Genomic DNA, 18,396 nt, shown 5'->3' with positions numbered 1-18,396 from the left:
CACAGGGAATCCATCATGAGTCTACATATCGCAGGGAAAGTCGTTGTCATCACCGGCGCCAGCAGCGGCCTGGGCGAAGCCACGGCGCGCCATCTGGCCGCACTCGGTGCCAGCGTCGTGCTCGGTGCACGGCGCATGGATTTGCTCAATACCATCGCCGAGGAAATCACGGCGGCCGGTGGTCAGGCCGCCATCGCCCAGACCGACGTCACGGTGCCTGCCGACGTCAAGAATCTGATCGACACGGCCCTGGCCGTGTTCGGCAAAGTCGACGTGCTGATCAACAATGCGGGGCTGATGGCCATCGCCCCGATGAACGCCTTGCAAGTCGACGAGTGGAACAACATGATCGATATCAACATCAAGGGCGTGTTGAACGGCATCGCCGCCGTCCTGCCGCATTTCCAGGCGCAAAACAGCGGCCATTTCATCAATATCTCGTCGGTGGCCGGACAAAAAGTCTTCAGCCCGGGCGGCACCGTCTACAGCGGCACCAAGTTTGCCGTCAGCGCCATTTCGGAAGGCTTGCGCCATGAGCTGGCGGCCAGCGGCGGCACCATCCGGACCACCACCATCTTGCCGGGCGCCGTGGACACGCCATTGAGCGAGGGCAGCAGCCACGCCGAGAGCGCCAAGGCCGTCAAGGAGTTCTACGAGATTGCCATTCCCGCCGATGCCGTGGCGCGCGCCATCGCATATGCGATCGAACAGCCGGACGACGTGAGCATCAATGAAATCGTGCTGCGCCCGACGGCGCAGGCGTTCTAAGCCGCATCTTGCTGCAGCGACTCGATGATCAGGCTGGCCAGCCGCTCGACGGGCGGCCTGGACACGCTGGACGCACGCAGCAGTTCCAGCGACAGCGGGGGCAGGGCGGGCAAGCCTGCCGCCACGTGATCGAGCGCGCGCACGGTTGAGGGCAAGCCCAGGCCCGTGCGCACCGTCACGCCCAGCCCCGCTGCGGCCGCCGCCCACAGGCCGGCCAGGCTGGGACTGGTAAACGCCGTGCGCCAGGCGATGCCGGCCCGGTCCAGTGCCTGCGTGGCGCAACGCTGGAACAGGCATTCGCGGTCAAACGCAATGAGCGGCAAGGGCTCGCCCGATTCGGGCCGCCAGGCCAGGCTGGACGAGGCGATCCAGCGCATGGCCGGTTCCGCAATATGCTGGCGCTGCTGCTGCGGATACTCGGCCACGTCGGCGATGCACGGGCCGCCCCACAGCAGGGCCAGGTCGAGCTGGCCCATGGCCAGCCCTTCCATCAAGGCCGTGTTGCGCGCCACGTGCGCCTCGATGCGCACTTTCGGATGTGCGCGGGCAAAACGTCCCAGCACGTCGGGCAGCAAGGCTTCGCCAAAATCCTCCTGCAAACCCAGTCTGATCCAGCCTTCCAGTTCCGCGCCGCGCAAGGCGACGGCCGCCTCGTCATTGAGTTCCAGCAGGCGGCGCGCATAGCCGAGCAAGACTTCGCCGGCCGGCGTCAGCGCCAGCCCCCGTCCATCCTTGCGGAACAGGGGCATGCCCGCCTGCTCCTCGAGTTTTTTCAGCTGCGCGCTGACAGCCGAGGTGGAACGCCCCACCTTGTCCGCCGCGCGGGCAAAGCTGCCCAGCTCAATGCCAGCCACATAGCTGCGCAAGAAGGCGATGTCGAAATTCAGCAAGCTCATGGCATCAATACAATCGTCCGGTTTTATGGGATGGTTTAACGTAAATTATCTGATATTCAGAATGATCGTACTGCGCAACACTGTCAGGGTCAACCACTTTCATGTCCCTGCCATGAGCACCAATTGCCAAGCTATGCCTGTTCCTGTCCCCGCCACCACGCCCGCGGTGGGCGACGCCCACCGCTGGAAAGTACTGGCCGTCGGCGTGGCGGCCAATGCCAGCTTTTCCGCCGCCGCCAATGGCATGCCGACCACGGCCATCTGGCTGCGCAGCGGCTATCACCTAAGCAATACGGAACTGGGGGTGGCGCTGGGCGCCATGGGCCTGGGCGTGGCCATGACCGAATTGCCGTGGGGCATGGCCACCGACCGCTGGGGCGACCGCCCCGTGCTGCTGACCGGCTTGCTGGGCACCATGCTGGCACTGTTGACCTTGCTGCTGTGGATCACGCCCGCTGACGGCGCCGTGCCGCCCCTGTGGGCGCTGGCGGCCGGGCTGGCCATGGTCGGCGTGCTGGGCGGCAGCGTGAATGGCGCCAGCGGCCGCGCCGTGATGCGCTGGTTCGGCCCCGGCGAACGGGGCTTCGCCATGAGCATCCGCCAGACGGCCGTGCCGTTCGGCGGTGGCCTCGGCGCCCTCGTCCTGCCCAGCCTGGCTTCACGCTATGGCTTCATGCCCGTGTTTGGCGCCCTGGCCCTCGTATGCGCCCTGTCGGCGTTTTTTACGTGGCGCTGGATGCATGAGCCCGATTTCTCTGCCGAGGTCGCCAAGGGGCCGCACAACGCGCCCACGGGCCTGATGAAAGACCAGGCAACATCGCCCCTGAAAAACCGCAAGGTCTGGCGCATGGTGGCCGCCATCGGCTTGCTGTGCGTGCCACAGTTTGCCGTGCTCAGCTTTGCCACCGTGTTCCTGCACGATGACGGCCACCTGGGCCTGGCGGGAATCACGGCCGTGATGGTGGCCCTGCAGGTGGGCGCCATGGTGATGCGCATCTGGAGCGGGCGCCACACGGACCGCCACGCGAACCGGCCCGCTTTCCTGCGCGGCGCGGCCCTGGTGGCGCTGGCTTGCTTCATTTTGCTGGGATGCATCGCCTGGCTGGAGGCGCCGGGTTGGCTGTTGATGGCCGCCGTGGTGCTGGCCGGCATCGCCGTGTCCGCCTGGCATGGCGTGGCCTACACGGAGCTGGCCACGGAAGCGGGCGGCGCCAACGCGGGCACGGCGCTGGGCATGGCAAACACGGCCGTCTACGTGGGCTTGTTCCTCACGCCGATTGCCATCCCGCATTTGCTGGCGGCCAGCAACTGGCCCGTCGTGTGGTGGCTGGCGGGGCTGGTGGCGCTGCTGGCCCGCCCGCTGTTTCCAAAAGCCTAGGGCAGCGCCCGGATCCGGTAGACGCAGCGCATGGCATTGGCCAGCACGTGCTGCTCGCGCACGATGCTGGCGTTCGGTCCCACCACTTCCTGGAACAGCTGCAATTCGGAGCGGCAAAAGCCCTGGCAGGTGCGCGCGGCGGCGCAGATGGGGCAGTGGTCTTCGATCAGCAGCCAGTCGTCGCCGTCCGCTTCCACGCGCGCCATATAACCCTCTTCGTCGCGCACGGCCGCCAGCTGCTGCAGCCGCGTGAGCAAGTCCGGCGCCGAGCACGCCAGCGCATACGCGCTGCGGCTTTCCTCTTCGCGCTGCGTGATGAGTTTATCCAGGCCTGCCTCGCCGAACAGCTGGCGCACGGAACCGATCAGCTTGATCGTCAGCTGCGCATGCGTGTCGGGAAAGCGCGCATTGCCCGCTTCCGTCAAGACCCAGTTCTGGCGCGGCCGGCCGGCGCCCGCCTGCGCTTCCTGCCGTCCTTCAATCAAGCCCGCCACCACCAGCTTTTGCACTTGCTGGCGCGCCGCCTCGCCCGTCATGTCCAGGGTCTTGGCCAGGGTCGCCGTGGAGACGGGTCCCTTGGTCTTGATGAAATACAGGATGCGCTCCGTCGTTTGCGGTGCCTCGCTATTATCCAAACGTTTACTTGTGTAATTCATTTCGCTCAACTATCATGGGGCAAGTTAACCAACTAATTGCTTGCATAATAGGCCGGTAGCTCCCCGCTGTCGAGGAGTTTCCACGTCCGTATGCCGGCAAGACACTCTTTGGACGGGAATCCCATGCAGCTGCAGCACTCGATCTGGCTGTTTCACGCCATCCTCGCTACCGGCCTGGCCACCTGGCTGACCCTGGCCGCCATCAACAACCTGCACGCCTTCCACGGCTCCGTCTGGGCCATCGGCAACACCATGCGCATGGACCCGCTGCGCCAGGACCCGACCATCCAGACGCCGCTGCTGCGCCGCGCGCTCACGTCCTTGACCTTGCACCGGCTGTCGCTGGGCGTGGTGCTGGCCTTGCAACTGCTGGCCGCCATCGCCGCCTGGACGGGCGTGGCGCTGTTCTTCGGCGCCTCGCTGACGCAGGCGCTGCCCTGGCTGAACCTGGCCCTGTGCGCCATGGCCGCCTTTTTGCTGCTGATGCACCTGGGCGGCCTGTGGTTCGGCTACTGGATCGCACAGGAAGGCTTGCAGACGACGCACCTGGTGCTGCTGCTGTGGACCATCGGCCTGTTCTTTCTTTTCAACGCGCAGCGGACCTGATCAGCCTCCGCTGCGCCTCTTCTTCCCAGTTGTAAAGGACTTCATCATGAATACGAAAATCGTCGGCGCCTGCGCGCTGGCCATCACCCTGGCCGTCGCCGGTGCCGCCCTCTATCCGCGTGCCGACTCCCATGCGGCCGATGCCGCCGCCTCCCCCGCCACCAAGGTGGCGCTGGTGCCCGTCGTGCTGGGCACGCAGGAACGTTTTTTTGCGGGCGTGGGCGAGCTGGAAGCGGCGCGCCAGGTGCAGGTGGCGGCCGAGACGGGCGGGCGCATCACGCAGATCCGCTTCGCATCGGGACAGAATGTGGCGGCCGGCGCCGTGCTGGTCCAGCTCAATGACGCGCCGGAACAGGCGGCCCTGCTGCGCCAGCGCGCACAGCTGAAGAATGCGGAAAGCAGCCATGCGCGCACCGCGCAGATGGTCAAGGAAAAGGCGGCCACGCAGGAGCAGCTCGATAGTGCGCTGGCCGCGCGCGATGCGGCCCTGGGCGACGTGCGCCAGACGGAGGCGCTGATCGCGCAAAAGACCATCCGCGCGCCGTTCGCAGGGCAGCTGGGCATCCGCAAGGTCCACGCGGGGCAGTACCTGAACGCGGCCGACACGGTGGCCAGCCTGATCGACACGCAGTCGCTGATGGTGAACTTCGCCCTCGATGAACAGAGCAGCGCCAAGCTGGCGCCGGGCCAGGCCGTGCAAGTGCTGGTGGATGCCTATCCCGATGACATCTTCACGGCCAAGATCAATGCCATCGATCCGCTGATTGCCCGTTCGCGCATGGTGCAGGTGCAGGCGGCGCTCGCCAATCCGCGCGGCGCGCTCAGAGCGGGGATGTATGCGAACGTGCGCGTGGCGCGCGAGGCGGGCCAGCAGCTGACGGTGCCGGAAACGGCCGTGACCTACAGCGCGTATGGCGACACGGTCTTCGTCGCGCAGCAGGAAGGAAAACAGCCGCTCACCGTCAAGCGCGTGGGCGTGAAACTGGGCGAGCGGGCAAGGGGCCGGATCGCCATCCTCGACGGCTTGCGCGAGGGCCAGCGCGTGGTCGCTTCGGGCCAGCTGAAACTGGCCGACGGCATGGCCGTGCAAGCGGTCGCCAATACCCTGGACGAAGTAAAACGCGCCGCGCCCAAGGCCGGCTCGTAAAGGAAAGACATCACCATGAAATTTACCGATTTATTCGTACGCCGCCCCGTGCTGGCGCTGGTGATCAGCACATTGATTCTGATGCTGGGCGTGATCGCCATCCTGCAGCTGCCGATCCGTCAATACCCGATGCTCGAATCGTCGACCATCACGGTGAAAACCACGTATCCGGGCGCTTCGGCGGAACTGATGCAGGGCTTTGTCACGCAGCCGATCGCGCAAGCCGTATCGTCGGTGGAAGGCATCGATTACCTCACTTCGTCATCGGTGCAGGGCAGCAGCACGGTGACCGTGCGCATGGAACTGAACCGCGATTCCACGCAAGCGTTGACGGAAGTGATGGCCAAGGTCAACCAGGTGCGCTACAAGCTGCCCGAAGGCGCTTTTGACCCCGTCATCGAGCGCTCGGCCGGCGATTCCTCGGCCGTCGCCTATGTCGGCTTTGCCAGCGAGAGCGTGTCCGCGCCCGCGCTGACGGATTACCTGGCGCGCGTGGTGCAGCCGATGTTCGCCACCATCGACGGGGTGGCCAAGGTCGACGTGTATGGCGGCCAGCAACTGGCCATGCGTTTGTGGATCGACCCGGCGAAACTGGCGGCGCGCGGATTGACGGCGGCCGACGTGGCCGACGCCGTGCGGCGCAATAACTACCAGGCGGCACCCGGCAAAGTGAAGGGACAATTCGTCGTGTCTAACATCAGCGTCAACACGGATCTGACCAGCGTGGCGGAGTTCCGCGACATGGTCATACGCAAGGGCGGCGATGACAGCGCGTCACTCGTGCGTCTGAAAGACGTGGGCACGGTGGAACTGGGCGCGGCCGCCACGGAGACGAGCGGCATCATGGACGGCGTGCCGGCCGTGTACCTGGGCCTGTCGCCCACCCCGGGCGGCAACCCATTGGTGATCGTCGACGGCATCAAAAAACTGCTACCCGAAATCCAGAAAACCCTGCCACCCGGCGTGAAAGTCGAACTGGCGTTCGAGACGGCGCGCTTCATCCAGTCGTCCATCGACGAGGTGGCGCACACCCTGCTCGAAGCGCTGCTGATCGTCGTCATCGTCATCTACCTGTGCATGGGTTCCTTGCGCTCGGTGCTGATACCCGTCGTGACGATCCCGTTGTCGATGCTGGGCGCGGCGGCGCTGATGCTGGCCTTCGGCTTCAGCATTAATCTGCTCACCCTGCTGGCCATGGTGCTGGCCGTGGGCCTGGTGGTCGACGACGCCATCGTCGTGGTGGAAAACGTCCATCGGCATATCGAGGAAGGCAAGACGCCCGTGGCGGCCGCCCTCGTCGGCGCGCGCGAAGTGGCCGGCCCCGTGATCGCCATGACGATCACCCTGGCCGCCGTGTATGCCCCGATCGGCATGATGGGGGGACTCACGGGCGCGCTGTTCAAGGAATTCGCGCTCACGCTGGCCGGCGCCGTGGTGGTGTCGGGCGTGGTGGCCTTGACCTTGTCGCCCGTGATGAGCTCCTTGCTGCTGCAGCCCAAACAATCGGAAGGGCGCATGGCGCGCGCCGCCGAACATTTCTTCGAAGGCTTGACCAGCCGCTATGCGCGCCTGCTGGACCGCTCGCTGCACCACCGCTGGATCAGTGCCGGTTTCGCCGCGCTGGTGATGGTCAGTTTGCCGTTTTTGTACCTGCTGCCGCAGCGCGAGCTGGCGCCGGCGGAAGACCAGGCCAGCGTGCTGACGGCCATCAAGGCGCCGCAGCACGCCAACCTCGATTACGTGGAGCGCTTTTCGTACAAGCTCGATGCCATCTACAAAAATATCCCCGAGACGGACTCGCGCTGGATCATCAACGGCGGCGAAGGTCCGGCATCGAGCATCGGCGGCATCAACCTGACGCCGTGGGCCGAACGCACGCGCAATGCGGCCGTCATCCAGGCCGAATTGCAGCATGCCGTGGGTGACGTGGAAGGCACGAGCATCTTCGCCTTTCAACTGGCACCCTTGCCGGGATCGAGCGGCGGCTTGCCCGTGCAGATGGTCTTGCGCAGCGCGCAGGATTACGCCACCCTGTTCCGCACCATGGAAGACGTCAAGCAGCGCGCGCGCGCAAGCGGCCTGTTTGCCGTCGTCGACAGCGACCTCGATTACAACAACCCGGTGGTCAAAGTGCGCGTCGACCGTTCCAAGGCGAATAGTCTGGGCATCCGCATGCAGGACATCGGCGAGTCGCTGGCCGTGCTGGTGGGCGAAAACTACCTGAACCGTTTCGGCATGGATGGCCGCGCCTACGACGTCATCGCGCAAAGCCCGCGCGAACAGCGGCTCACGGCGCAAGCCCTGACGCAGCAGTACGTGCGCGCCGACGATGGCAGCCTGCTGCCCCTGTCCACCGTTGTCTCGGTCACGGAACAGATCGAGCCGAACATGCTGACGCAATTCAACCAGCAAAATGCGGCCACCTTCCAGGGCGTGCCGGCGCCGGGCGTGACCCTCGGCGACGCCGTCGCCTTCCTCGATGGCGTGGCCAAGACCCTGCCGCCGGGCTTCAGCTATGACTGGCAGTCCGATGCGCGCCAGTTCGCCACGGAAGGCAATGCCCTGCTGCTGGCGTTCCTGGCGGCCGTCGTCGTGATCTACCTGGTGCTGGCGGCGCAGTATGAAAGCCTGACGGACCCGTTGATCATTTTGATTACGGTGCCGCTGTCGATCTGCGGCGCGCTGATTCCGCTGGCCCTGGGCTACGCCACCGTCAACATCTACACGCAGATCGGTCTCGTGACCCTGATCGGCTTGATCAGCAAACACGGCATCCTGATGGTGGAATTTGCCAACGAATTGCAGGTGCATGAACGGCTGGATCGCATCACGGCCATCCGCAAGGCGGCGCAGATCCGCTTGCGCCCGATTTTGATGACGACGGCCGCCATGGTGGTGGGCCTGGTGCCGCTGCTGTTCGCCTCGGGCGCGGGCGCCAACAGCCGCTTCGGCCTCGGTGTGGTGATCGTCTCGGGCATGTTGATCGGCACCTTCTTTACCCTGTTCGTGCTGCCCACCGTGTACACCTTTTTGGCCCGCCGCCACACGGCCGACCATGCCACGCCGCGTGCGCGCGATTTGTCGCAGGCGCTGAAGGAATCCCCATGAAACATTACCGTTATCTTGTCGCCCTTTTCCCCGTGCTGGCCGGCTGCGCCGTCAGCCCCACCTATGTCACGCCGGGCACGCCCGCAATCCATTTGGCCAGTCCGCAGCAAGCGCTATTCGCACCCGGCGCGGGCGCCGTCAGCGAGGCCGCCTGGTGGACGTTTTTCGACGATGCGCGTCTGTCGCAGCTGATCGCCGGCGCGCTCGAACACAACCTCGATATCGCCCAGGCGCAGGCGAATCTGCTGGCAGCGCGCGCCGTTTTCGACGAACGCCGGCTCGATGAACTGCCTGCCGTCACGGGCCAGGCGGGCTGGCAGCGCCAAGTGCGGCAAGACACGCCAGACAGCCGCGCCACCAGCGCCAGCACGCGCGTAGGCTTCGACGCGCAATGGGAGATCGACCTGTTCGGCCGCCTCGCGCACATGAGCCGTTCGGCGCAGGCGCACACCGACGCGGCGCAGGCGGACTTGCGGCAGGTGCAGCTGACGATCGCCGCCGAAGTGGCGCGCAATTACTACGAGGCGCTGAGCTACCAGCAAAACCTGGCGCTGACGCAGGCGCAGGTGCACAGCTGGCGCGATACGGTGGCATTGACCGACGCGCGCATCCGCGCCGGCAGCGGCTTGCCGGAAGAGCGCCACAATGCGCTGGCCAACCTGGCGCGCAGCGAGGCGATGCTGCCGCCCTTGCAGGCGGGCTTGCGCCAGGCGCAGTACCGGCTCGATGTGCTGAGCGGACAAGCGCCAGGCGCCATCGCGCTGGCCACCACGCCGCGGCAACAGGCGCCGTTGGCGGGCCAGCTGCCGCTCGGCGACGTGAACCGCCTGATCAAGCAGCGTCCCGACGTGGTGCGCGCCGAGCGCTTGCTGGCCGCCTCCAGCGAAGACGTGGGCGCCGCCACGGCCGACCTGTATCCGCGCCTGAGCCTGGGCGGTTTCTTCGGCTTCTTTGCGCTGCGCGGCAGCGGCGTGTTCGACGGCGGTGCGCGCGCCTTCGAGGTGGCGCCATCGGTCAGCTATCCGGCCTTCCGTCTGGGCAGCGTCAAGGCACGCTTGCGCGGCACGCAAGCCGAAGCGCAGGGCGCGCTGGCGCGCTATGAGCAAACGATGTTGTTGGCGCAGGAAGACGTGGAAAACGCCGTCACGCAACTGGCGGAAAACCAGACGCGATTGGCGTCCCTGCTGCAGTCGGCGCGCCATGGCAACGCGGCCCTCGGCATCGCCAGCACGCGCTATCAGGGCGGTTCCGGCAGCTACCAGGCCGTGCTGGAAAACCAGCGCGCCTTGTACGATATCCGGCGCGAAGCGCTGCTGGCGGAAACGGCGTCCTACATCGATGCGATTGCCCTGTACAAGGCGCTGGGATGGGGGCAAACTATGTAGTATTTTCGATCAAAAGGAGAGACGATGTTCACGCAAGGCAGCTGGCTCAATGCACCGGAAAACTGGTCCGCCGACGGCGCGCAATTGCGCGTGACAACGGATGCCAGCACGGATTTCTGGCGCAAGACCTCGTATGGTTTTATCCGCGACAGCGGCCACTTTTTCGGCACTGAAGTCAAAGGCGATTTCACGGCGCAGCTGCATGTGTCGGCGCAGTACGCGTCGCTGTACGACCAGGCGGGCATGATGGTGCGCATCGATGCGGAAAACTGGATCAAGTGCGGCGTCGAATTTTCCGACGGCCAGCTCTTATTGAGCACTGTGCTGACGGTGGACACATCGGACTGGGCCGTCAGCCTGGCGCCCGCCATGCCGGACGGTTTCTGGCTGCGCGTGACGGTGGAAAAAGGCGCCATCCGCGTGCAGTATTCGACCGATGGCAAGCTGTGGCCGCTGCTGCGCCTGGCGCCATTTCCCGTGGCATCGCGCTACCTCGTCGGCCCCATGTGCTGCACGCCGGAACGCGCGGGGCTCGAAGTCGTGTTTTCGCAGTTTTCCACCGGTCCCGCACTGCAAAAGGATTTGCACGATCTCACTTAGAACGCCACTGCGCCTTGCTTAGCTGAGCGCCGTATCGAGCACCATCATCAGCAGAAAACCGAACACCAGCGCGATACTGGAAAAACCGCCATTGCCGCTGCGGTGCGCCTCGGGAATGGCGTCGTGCACGATGACGAACAACATGGCGCCGGCGGCCGCCGCCAGGCCCCATGGCAGCAGGGCGGACGAGAGGCCGATCAGGGCCAGGCCCGCCAGCGCCGCCACGGGTTCAACCAGGCCAGAGGCGGCGCCCATGGCTACAGACAGACGCCGGCCGTAGCCCACGCTGCGCAGCGCCAGCGCCACGACCAGGCCTTCGGGCACATCCTGGATGGCGATGCCGGCCGCCAGCGCATTGGCCTTGTCCAGGTCGATGCCCGCATAGCCGACGCCGATCGCCAGTCCCTCGGGCAGGTTGTGCAAGGTGACGGCAAACACAAAAATCCACACTCTTTTCAGGCTGCTGGCGGCGACGGGCGCGCCGTGCTGCACGCGTTCGCGCACGAGCAGGTTGAGCGCCACGATCAGCAGCATGCCCAGTCCCATGGCAAAGGCCACCAGCAGGCTGGCGTCCATGGGCGTTGCCACGCGCTGCCTGGCCGCCGCCAGCGCCGGTAGCACCAAAGAAAATGCGGTGGCCGCCAGCATCACGCCCGCGCCAAAACCGAGGAAGCAGTCGTAGCTGCGTTGCGAAAATTTGTGCGACAGCAGCACCGGCACGGTACCGAGTGCCGTGGCACCGGCCGCCATGGCGCCGCCGATCAGGGCCGGCGCCAGATGGGCATGGCGCAGCGTCAGCTGGGCTGCCAACGCGTACAACAGCAAGAGCAGCAGCGCGCCGCACAGGGCAAAGCCCAGTGCATGGGGCCAGGACCAATGCCTGGCCAGGGCCTGCAGCGCGCGCGGCGTGTTCACGCTGGTGGTGCCCGGCCAGCTGCGCTACAAGGGCATGGACGAGGTGCCGCCATCGCGCCCGTTGGGCCGCATCCCCAGCTCCGCGCCCGTCAGCGGGTCGGCATCGGGATTCGACGCCGTGCGCGCAGCCATTTGCTGCACGGTAGCCAGCTCGTCCTGCGGCAATTTCACTTCCGCCTCGCCCGTGCCGCCATCGACGGCCATCTGCTGGCGCGGGTCGGACACATACTGCCACTTGCCGCCCTGGTTCCACGGCCCACGTTCCTCGCCCGGCCCCTGCGACATATTGAAATACACGTCCGCATATTGCGGGTCGCCCGGCAGTTTGCCCGGCGGGAAATTGGGCTCGATCGAATACAGGGCTTTTTCAAACGACTTCTGGTGCGCCACTTCGCGCGTCATCAGGAAACCCAGCGCTTCCTTCACGCCCGGGTCGTCCGTCAGGTTGATCAGGCGCTCGTAGACGATCTTGGCGCGCGCCTCGGCGGCGATATTCGAGCGCAGGTCGGCCGTCGGTTCGCCGATGGTGTCGATGTAGGCGGCCGACCACGGCACGCCGGCCGAGTTGACCAGCGGTGCGCCGCCGCCGTACAGCACCTGCGTCACATGGCTGTCGTTGCCCGCGCCCGTGATATTGCGGTACAGCTCCGCCGCCTGGTCGACGCCCTCGGCCAGCCGGCCCTTGGCGCCCTTGTTGAGCATGACGACGATGTTGCCGATCACTTCCAGGTGGCTCAGTTCTTCCGTGGCGATATCGAACAGCATGTCCTTGCGGCCCGGATCGTCCTCGGACAAGGCTTGCGTAAAGTAGCGGCAGGCGGCGGCCAGCTCGCCCTGCGGGCCGCCGAATTGTTCCAGCATCAGGTTGGCCAGCCCGGGATTGGGCTGCTCCACCCTGACCGTGTATTGCAGTCGCTTGTTGTGTGCAAACATGGGGTTCTCCTCGTTCGCAGCACGCCGGCCTACTCGTGCTGATTCAGTGATCTGTGGATGTCCTTCGACTCGTTGCGGCCCGGCCGGTCGTCAGCCAGCTTGCCCGCTTCGCTTTGCGGCCGCTGCGCCGCGCCCTTGACATGGGCATTGCCATCGGGCTGCGTCAGGGTGCGCAGGTTTTCCTGCTCCACCGGGTCGGGCCCGCCCTGCGGCGTGATGACGTCGTTGGCCCAGTGGCCGCTGTTGGCATTGCCGCTGGCCAGCTTGCCGCCGCCCTGGTTCGCATACGCATCGCCCTTGGCCTTATCGGCGTCGGTCTTGTCCATGCGCGTGTTGCGCCCCTGGTCGGCGGGATGCTGCGGGGTGTTACCGTGTTCGTCCTGCATGCGCTTCTCCTCGGTTAGTGGATGAAGTTCCATGCTACTGGCGCGCAGCGGCCGGCAAGATAGGCGCGCGGCGGGCCGGCGTGTAGGAAAGTGACTCGCGAAACGCCGCGCGCAGCGCCTCAGCGCCGCCGCAGCCACAGCGCACCGGCGGCCAGGCCGATGCCGAAGGCGCCGTACACCAGCAGCAGCGAGGGCCGCGACAGCCGCATCTCGTAGCCGGGCTGCAAACGGTGCGGCGTCAGCTGGTAATCCGTGAAACAGGCCACGGCCGTGGCGCCAGCCGCCGCCGCGACGGTGGACGCCACGCGGCGCCGGTCGAGGATGCGCGCCGCATAGCGCTCGAACAGCACGCCCCAGAACATGGCGCTGCAATGGTGGATGACATAGCCGACCAGGGTGTGCCTGAGCGAGGCATCGTCGCGGCGCGCCGCCTCGTCGCCCCACAGCCAGTGGCTGACGGCGTTGACGGCAGCGAACACGCTGCCCGTTTCGCGCCGCCCGCACAGGGCCAGGGCGGCGGCGGACAGGAGGGAGGCAAGGCTGCCCGACAGGGCGCCATGACGCAGGGTGGCAGGCAAGGATGGCATGGTGGTCTCCTATGGTGAATGCGGCAATGAACTGAAACGCAAAAGGCGAATCCAACTCCCATCAGGAAAGGGCATCGATGCGCATACTGCTGACGGGGGCGAGCGGTTTCATTGGAACGCATGTTTCGACCGCGCTGCTGGCCGAAGGTTTCCAGCTCGCGTGCACAACACGCCGCGCGCCGCCGCACGCGCGCAGCGGCGAAGGGCAGCGTGTGCGCCTGATCGAGGCTGATTTTGCGCGCGACACGGCCAAGGCCGCGTGGCTGCCGCGCCTGGACGGCATCGACGTCGTCATCAACTGCGTCGGCATCATCGCCGAGCATGGCACGCAGACGTTTGCGGCCCTGCACACACAGACGCCGCGCGCCCTGTTCGCCGCCTGCGCCGAGAGCGAGGTGCAGCTGGTGATACAGCTGTCTGCCCTGGGCGCCGACGAAGGCGCCGTCTCGCCCTACCATCTGAGCAAGAAGGCGGCCGACGATTTTCTCGCCGGCCTGCCGCTGCGCGCCGTCATCGTGCAGCCTTCGCTCGTGTATGGCGACGACGGCGAGAGCGCGCGCCTGTTCCGCATGCTGGCCAGCCTGCCCGTGTATCCCCGCTTCGGCCGCGCGCCGCAGCCGGTGCAACCCGTGCACGTGGACGACTTAAGCGACCTGATCGTCGCGCTGGTGCGCGGCGCGGGCGCGCTGGGCGGACAGAAGACGCGCCGCGTGCCCGTCGTGGGGCCGCAGGCGCTGCCGTTTACGGCCTACCTGGCGGCCCTGCGCGCGGCCATGGGGCTGGGGCGGCTGCGCGTCATGCCGCTGCCCCGGTGGCTGATGCCGCCCGTGCTGCTGCTGGCCAGGCTGCTGGGCTTTGCCATGCCGGACCGCGCCACCCTGGGCATGCTCGAACGGGGCAATACCGCCGATGCGGGGCTCACGCGGCGTTTGCTGGGGCGCGCGCCGCGGCCCGTGGCGCAGTTCATCAGCGACGCGCGCGGCGCGGCCGTGCGCGCCCAGCTGGACTGGCTGCTGCCCGTGCTGCGCCTGTCGATTGCCATCGTATGGATCGCCACGGCCATCGTCTCGGCAGGCGTCTATCCGCTTGAAGACAGCTATGACCTGCTCGAGCGCAGCGGTGTGCCGCCAGCCTTGGCGCCGCCGCTGCTGGCCGGCGCCTGCCTGTTCGACCTGCTGCTCGGCATGGCCACCCTGGCGCTGCGCCCGCCGTGGCGGCGCTGGCTATGGCCGCTGCAGGCAGCCCTCATCGTGTTCTATACCGTCTGGATCGCCGTGTTCCTGCCGGAATTCCTCTGGCATCCCTACGGCCCCCTGACAAAAAACCTGCCCATGCTGGCGGCCCTGTGGCTGCTGTACCAACTGGAGGAACATCCATGGAATACCTGATCGTCAAATGGCTGCACATCGTCTCGTCGACTCTGCTGTTCGGCACCGGCATCGGCTCGGCCTTCTACCTGCTGTTCACGAGCCTGAGCCGCGACGTGCGCGCCATCGCCGTCGTCAGCCGCCACGTGGTGCGTGCCGACTGGCTGTTTACAGCCACGACGGTGGTGTTCCAGCCCCTGAGCGGCTTTTACCTGGCCCACCTGGCCGGTTATCCCTTGAGCAGCCGCTGGATCGTCTGGTCCGTGGTGCTGTACCTGGTCGCGGGCGCCTGCTGGCTGCCCGTCGTGTGGCTGCAGATGCGCATGCGCGACATGGCGCAGGCCAGCGCGCGCGACGACCAGGACTTGCCCGCGCTGTACTGGCGCTACCTGCGCATCTGGGCGGCGCTGGGCGTGCCCGCCTTCTTCGCCCTCATCGTCGTGTTTTACCTGATGACGGCCAAGCCGGCTTGAACACGCATCACCGGGTTTGCGTCAGTGTTTGCGGGCCTGCTTCTTGCCGCCGCCGGCCCCCTTGCCGGAACCGGCCTTCGTATGGCTGGCCGCATCCTTGCCGCGCTTGCCAACATCATTGTCGGTGCTGCTTTTGTCTTCCGTGGGGCCGGCCGATTGGCGGTTCTGGCCGGCCTGCGATTTTTGCTTGGTCATGACGCGCTCCTGATGAACGAGAGGACCCTGTCAGCCTAGCAGCCGCAGCGCCATTGTCCATCGGCGCGCCTGCCGCCACGCTGTAGGATCAATCCGCCCGCGCGGCCCACGTTTCATGCAGGTGGCGCCACAGCAAAGCGCCATCGGACGTTTTTTCATACACGACGGTGGACCAGCGCTCGGTGTTTTCCGCGCCCGGCAACGACTGGAATTCGCGGTAGGAGACGGTCGCACCGGCGGCGCTTTCCTGGATCAGCTGCAAGTCCGTGATGCGCATGGCAAGGCCCGGGCGGCTGCCGCCAGCGCCCTGGAAAAACCTGGTCAAGCCAAAGTGATCGAGCCGCATCCCGCCCGGCGCCACCATCGTAAAGTCGGGCGAAAACCGCGCCAGCAATTGCGCGCAGTTTTCCGCCGCCGCCTCGCCGGAAAGCCATGCGCGGATCAGCACATGCGTGGATAAAACGTCGTCAAAATAGGGGTTCGTTGCAGTCATTTTTTTGCTACTCCATGGTGATGTAAAAGGTCGAGAACGGCGCGGTTGTCGATGCGCAGGCACAGTGCCAAAGGCAGTAAGCACGAGGCGGCGGCCAGCGCAAAGCACCAGTGGAACACCTGCGCCGCACGCAGATGCTGGGCGGGGTCGTCGAGCGATGCGATACCCTGCACCGCCAGCAAGCCATTGAGTAATACGCTGAGCAGCGCCACGCCCAGGCAAAAGCCCAGCTGGCGGTTGATATTCCACACGGCGCTGGCCTGGCTCAGCTGCGCATCGGGCGTGCGCAAGAAGGCCGTGCTTTGCGCCGTGCTGCTGCACAAGCCGCCGCCAAAGCCCATCACGGCATACGCACCGGACAGCCAGAACAGCTGATCGGCCGCAGCCACACGCAGCAGCATCAGCATACCCGCCGCCTGCAACAGCGCACCAGCGATGAACAGCGGTTGCGGACCCACGCGGCGGTAGCTTTTGCCGGTCAGCGAAATGGCGGCAAACGAGGCCAGCGCCCACGGCAGCATCAGCGCGCCCGCCTTGGACGCCGACATGCCCAGTACGCCCTGCAGATACAGCATGGCCAGCAGGCTCACGCCCATGAAGACACCCGGCACCAGCAGATACATGAGCATGGCAATGCGCAGCAGCGGTTCGGCGGCCAGGCGCAGGTTGAGCAGCGGCGTCGATTTGCGCAACGCGCCGCGCACATAGCCCCAGGCGCAGGCTACGCCCAGCGCCAGCACGCCGGCGCCGGCCAGCAGCTCGTCCGGCGTGCCCAGCATGGTCAAACCCAGCAACAGCAGCAAAATCGCCGTGCTGCCCGCCAGCAGGCCGCCCACGTCGAGACGGGGCACGGCTGCGCGCGGCGGGTCGGGGCGCAGCCAGCAGGCGGCCAGCAGCAGCGCCAGCGCGGCAAACGGCACGTTCAAATAGAAAATCCAGCGCCACGACAGGCTGTCGACGATGACGCCGCCCAGCGCGGGCGACAGGGCGGGCGCCAGCAAGCCCACGAGCATGATGACGGAGGACAGTCCCGGACGCTCGGCAGGCTGGTACAGCTGGTAGGTCATGCTTTGCCCCAGCGGAATAAGCAAGCCGCCGCCCAGGCCCTGCACGCAGCGCCAGGCGATCAGCGCTTCGATCGATGGCGCCAGGCCGGCGCCGATGCTGGCGACTAAAAAAGTTAGCAACGATGCCATGAACACGGTTTTGCTGCCATAACAGGCAGCCAGCCAGGCGCTGGCCGGGATGACGATGGTCAGGCCGAGGATGTAGGCGGTGCTGATCCAGGCCAGCTGCGCCACCGAGGCGTGCAGGGCATGGCCGATGTCGGGATAGGCGACGCTGGTGATGAACATGTTGATCAGGTCGACGAAAAACCCCAGCAGATAGATGGCTGCCACCTTTTTGCGATAGTCCATGGTGCTCCAAATGGCAAACGGCCAGCTTAAGCTTTCATCGCCATTTGCGTAACGGGCCAGCCCCGACTACACTGTCAAATCCATTTTGACAAAGCCTTGCAAGCCGTATCTCTTCTCACTTCCATCCATGATCAGTCTTGACCGCCTCAGTATTTTTATCGCCATCGTCGACGCCGGTTCACTGACGGCGGCGGCCGCCGTGCTGGGCCAGAGCAAGGCTGTCGTCAGTTTTAATTTGAAACAGCTGGAGGCGGAGCTGGGCGTGTCGCTGCTCACGCGCAGCACGCGCAGCCTGGCGCTGACCGACGTGGGGCGGCGCTTTTATGAAGACTGCCAGCGCGTGCTCAGCGAAGCGCAGGGTGCCATCGAAACGGCGCGCCAGGGTCACCAGGGCTTGCGCGGCACCTTGCGCCTGACCACCACCGTCGAATACGGCAGCCGCACGGTAATCCCCGCGCTGATCGCCTTTGCCGCCGCCCACCCGCAGTTGCAGATCCAGCACTCGTCGTCATCCTCGCATGAAGACCTGATCTCGGGCGGCTATGACCTGGCCATCCGCATGGGTTCCCTCAACGATTCGAGCTACCGCGCCGCGCTGATCGAGCCATATGCGATCTGGCCCGTCGCCTCGCCCGCCTACCTGGCCAGCCTGCCAGCCAAGGGCATCGCCAGTCTGGACGAGCTGCAGCGCGCGCGCTGGCTGGCGCACAGCCGTCTGGCCGCGCCGCTGCGCTGGGATGTGCAGACACCCGGCGGCCCCGCCGCCTTCACGGCGCAGGACGACGCCGCCATCCATTCCGACTCCGCCTCGGCCCTGCTGGGCTTTGCGCTGGGTGGCTGCGGCGTGGCCCTGCTGCCGCAGTGGCAGGTGGAGGGGGACGTGCGCGCGGGACGCCTGCGCCGCCTGCTGCCCGACGTCGTCTTCCCGGAGCAGGGCGTGTATGCCGTGTATCCGAACACCCAGCATATCGCGGAAAAAGTACGCGCCTTTATCGACTTTTTGCGCGCCTTCGTAGGCATGCCGGACTGAGGTTTCACGTGGCGCCACGGCGCCCATATCACGTCGTCAATATTTGTTGAACACA

The 18,396-nt window shown here is 66.1% G+C and carries 19 protein-coding genes; 10 read left to right on the top strand and 9 right to left on the bottom strand.

Annotated features, from left to right (window positions below; all coding sequences use genetic code 11):
- Window positions 1-15 precede the first annotated feature (15 nt).
- Window positions 16-768 carry an SDR family oxidoreductase gene (locus tag MRBLMS1_RS18340; protein WP_139092099.1) on the top strand — a complete coding sequence of 251 codons (753 nt, stop codon included), beginning with the start codon at window positions 16-18 and terminating at the stop codon, window positions 766-768.
- Here the strand turns inward: MRBLMS1_RS18340 and MRBLMS1_RS18335 are convergent.
- Window positions 765-1,664, bottom strand: a complete 900-nt coding sequence (locus tag MRBLMS1_RS18335; RefSeq protein ID WP_485880899.1) for a LysR substrate-binding domain-containing protein — start codon at window positions 1,662-1,664, stop codon at window positions 765-767. The two genes, MRBLMS1_RS18340 and MRBLMS1_RS18335, sit on opposite strands and share 4 nt — an antisense overlap.
- Window positions 1,665-1,776: 112 nt before the next feature.
- Between MRBLMS1_RS18335 and MRBLMS1_RS18330 the strand changes: the two genes are divergently transcribed.
- Complete coding sequence (locus tag MRBLMS1_RS18330) at window positions 1,777-3,042, top strand: MFS transporter (protein WP_485880897.1); 1,266 nt, start codon at window positions 1,777-1,779, stop codon at window positions 3,040-3,042.
- Here MRBLMS1_RS18330 and MRBLMS1_RS18325 read toward each other — a convergent pair.
- The gene (locus MRBLMS1_RS18325; RefSeq protein WP_485880895.1) at window positions 3,039-3,698 is read right to left on the bottom strand and encodes a helix-turn-helix transcriptional regulator; all 660 of its coding nucleotides are present in this window, start codon (window positions 3,696-3,698) and stop codon (window positions 3,039-3,041) included. The genes MRBLMS1_RS18330 and MRBLMS1_RS18325 overlap by 4 nt on opposite strands.
- A gap of 123 nt (window positions 3,699-3,821) precedes the next feature.
- Here MRBLMS1_RS18325 and MRBLMS1_RS18320 point away from each other — a divergent pair, with 123 nt between their 5' ends.
- From MRBLMS1_RS18320 to MRBLMS1_RS18300, 5 genes are read left to right on the top strand one after another with little or no spacing between them, the layout of a single operon-like run.
- Window positions 3,822-4,304 carry a DUF2165 family protein gene (locus MRBLMS1_RS18320; RefSeq protein ID WP_485880893.1) on the top strand — a complete coding sequence of 161 codons (483 nt, stop codon included), beginning with the start codon at window positions 3,822-3,824 and terminating at the stop codon, window positions 4,302-4,304.
- 46 nt (window positions 4,305-4,350) lie between these two features.
- Window positions 4,351-5,451, top strand: coding sequence for an efflux RND transporter periplasmic adaptor subunit (locus MRBLMS1_RS18315; protein WP_485880891.1), 1,101 nt, complete (start codon window positions 4,351-4,353; stop codon window positions 5,449-5,451).
- A gap of 15 nt (window positions 5,452-5,466) precedes the next feature.
- On the top strand, window positions 5,467-8,559 hold the full coding sequence (locus MRBLMS1_RS18310; RefSeq protein WP_485880889.1) for a MexW/MexI family multidrug efflux RND transporter permease subunit: 3,093 nt from the start codon (window positions 5,467-5,469) through the stop codon (window positions 8,557-8,559).
- Window positions 8,556-9,944, top strand: a complete 1,389-nt coding sequence (locus MRBLMS1_RS18305; RefSeq protein ID WP_485880887.1) for an efflux transporter outer membrane subunit — start codon at window positions 8,556-8,558, stop codon at window positions 9,942-9,944. The genes MRBLMS1_RS18310 and MRBLMS1_RS18305 overlap by 4 nt, the downstream gene beginning before the upstream one ends.
- Window positions 9,945-9,968: 24 nt before the next feature.
- Entirely contained in the window at window positions 9,969-10,544 is a 576-nt protein-coding gene (locus MRBLMS1_RS18300; protein ID WP_485880885.1) for a DUF1349 domain-containing protein, read from the top strand.
- A gap of 18 nt (window positions 10,545-10,562) precedes the next feature.
- Here the strand turns inward: MRBLMS1_RS18300 and MRBLMS1_RS18295 are convergent, their stop codons facing one another.
- The 4 genes from MRBLMS1_RS18295 to MRBLMS1_RS18280 form a co-directional block, all read right to left on the bottom strand.
- Window positions 10,563-11,459 (bottom strand): ZIP family metal transporter, encoded by an 897-nt coding sequence (locus tag MRBLMS1_RS18295; RefSeq protein WP_223279051.1) that lies wholly within the window; start codon window positions 11,457-11,459, stop codon window positions 10,563-10,565.
- A gap of 24 nt (window positions 11,460-11,483) precedes the next feature.
- The gene (locus MRBLMS1_RS18290) at window positions 11,484-12,392 is read right to left on the bottom strand and encodes a manganese catalase family protein (protein ID WP_485880882.1); all 909 of its coding nucleotides are present in this window, start codon (window positions 12,390-12,392) and stop codon (window positions 11,484-11,486) included.
- A gap of 29 nt (window positions 12,393-12,421) precedes the next feature.
- On the bottom strand, window positions 12,422-12,778 hold the full coding sequence (locus MRBLMS1_RS18285) for a hypothetical protein (protein WP_128140701.1): 357 nt from the start codon (window positions 12,776-12,778) through the stop codon (window positions 12,422-12,424).
- 119 nt (window positions 12,779-12,897) lie between these two features.
- Window positions 12,898-13,365, bottom strand: coding sequence for a hypothetical protein (locus MRBLMS1_RS18280; RefSeq protein ID WP_128140702.1), 468 nt, complete (start codon window positions 13,363-13,365; stop codon window positions 12,898-12,900).
- A 77-nt stretch (window positions 13,366-13,442) separates the two neighbouring features.
- On the opposite strand from MRBLMS1_RS18280, the gene MRBLMS1_RS18275 reads away from it, so the two are divergent.
- Both MRBLMS1_RS18275 and MRBLMS1_RS18270 read left to right on the top strand, forming a co-directional pair.
- Window positions 13,443-14,753: an SDR family oxidoreductase gene (locus MRBLMS1_RS18275; RefSeq protein WP_485880879.1), complete on the top strand. Its 1,311-nt coding sequence runs from the start codon at window positions 13,443-13,445 to the stop codon at window positions 14,751-14,753.
- Window positions 14,741-15,205, top strand: coding sequence for a DUF2269 family protein (locus MRBLMS1_RS18270; RefSeq protein WP_139092088.1), 465 nt, complete (start codon window positions 14,741-14,743; stop codon window positions 15,203-15,205). The genes MRBLMS1_RS18275 and MRBLMS1_RS18270 overlap by 13 nt, the downstream gene beginning before the upstream one ends.
- Before the next feature lie 21 nt (window positions 15,206-15,226).
- Here the strand turns inward: MRBLMS1_RS18270 and MRBLMS1_RS18265 are convergent, their stop codons facing one another.
- The 3 genes from MRBLMS1_RS18265 to MRBLMS1_RS18255 form a co-directional block, all read right to left on the bottom strand.
- Complete coding sequence (locus MRBLMS1_RS18265) at window positions 15,227-15,400, bottom strand: hypothetical protein (protein WP_485880876.1); 174 nt, start codon at window positions 15,398-15,400, stop codon at window positions 15,227-15,229.
- A gap of 88 nt (window positions 15,401-15,488) precedes the next feature.
- A complete protein-coding gene (locus MRBLMS1_RS18260) occupies window positions 15,489-15,893 on the bottom strand; it encodes a DUF4440 domain-containing protein (protein WP_456148123.1) in 405 nt (134 codons plus the stop codon).
- On the bottom strand, window positions 15,890-17,311 hold the full coding sequence (locus MRBLMS1_RS18255; protein ID WP_485880874.1) for an MFS transporter: 1,422 nt from the start codon (window positions 17,309-17,311) through the stop codon (window positions 15,890-15,892). Before MRBLMS1_RS18255 ends, MRBLMS1_RS18260 begins: the two co-directional genes overlap by 4 nt.
- A gap of 127 nt (window positions 17,312-17,438) precedes the next feature.
- Here MRBLMS1_RS18255 and MRBLMS1_RS18250 point away from each other — a divergent pair, with 127 nt between their 5' ends.
- Window positions 17,439-18,341, top strand: coding sequence for a LysR family transcriptional regulator (locus tag MRBLMS1_RS18250; RefSeq protein WP_485880872.1), 903 nt, complete (start codon window positions 17,439-17,441; stop codon window positions 18,339-18,341).
- Window positions 18,342-18,396: the final 55 nt, after the last annotated feature.

Origin of the sequence: Massilia sp. LMS1-1-1.1, assembly GCF_040815535.1 — a bacterium.
Taxonomy (GTDB): Bacteria; Pseudomonadota; Gammaproteobacteria; order Burkholderiales; family Burkholderiaceae_D; genus Janthinobacterium; species Janthinobacterium aestuarii.
Note: the sequence above shows the minus strand (reverse complement) of the source record. Positions and strands in the feature narration are given on the sequence as shown.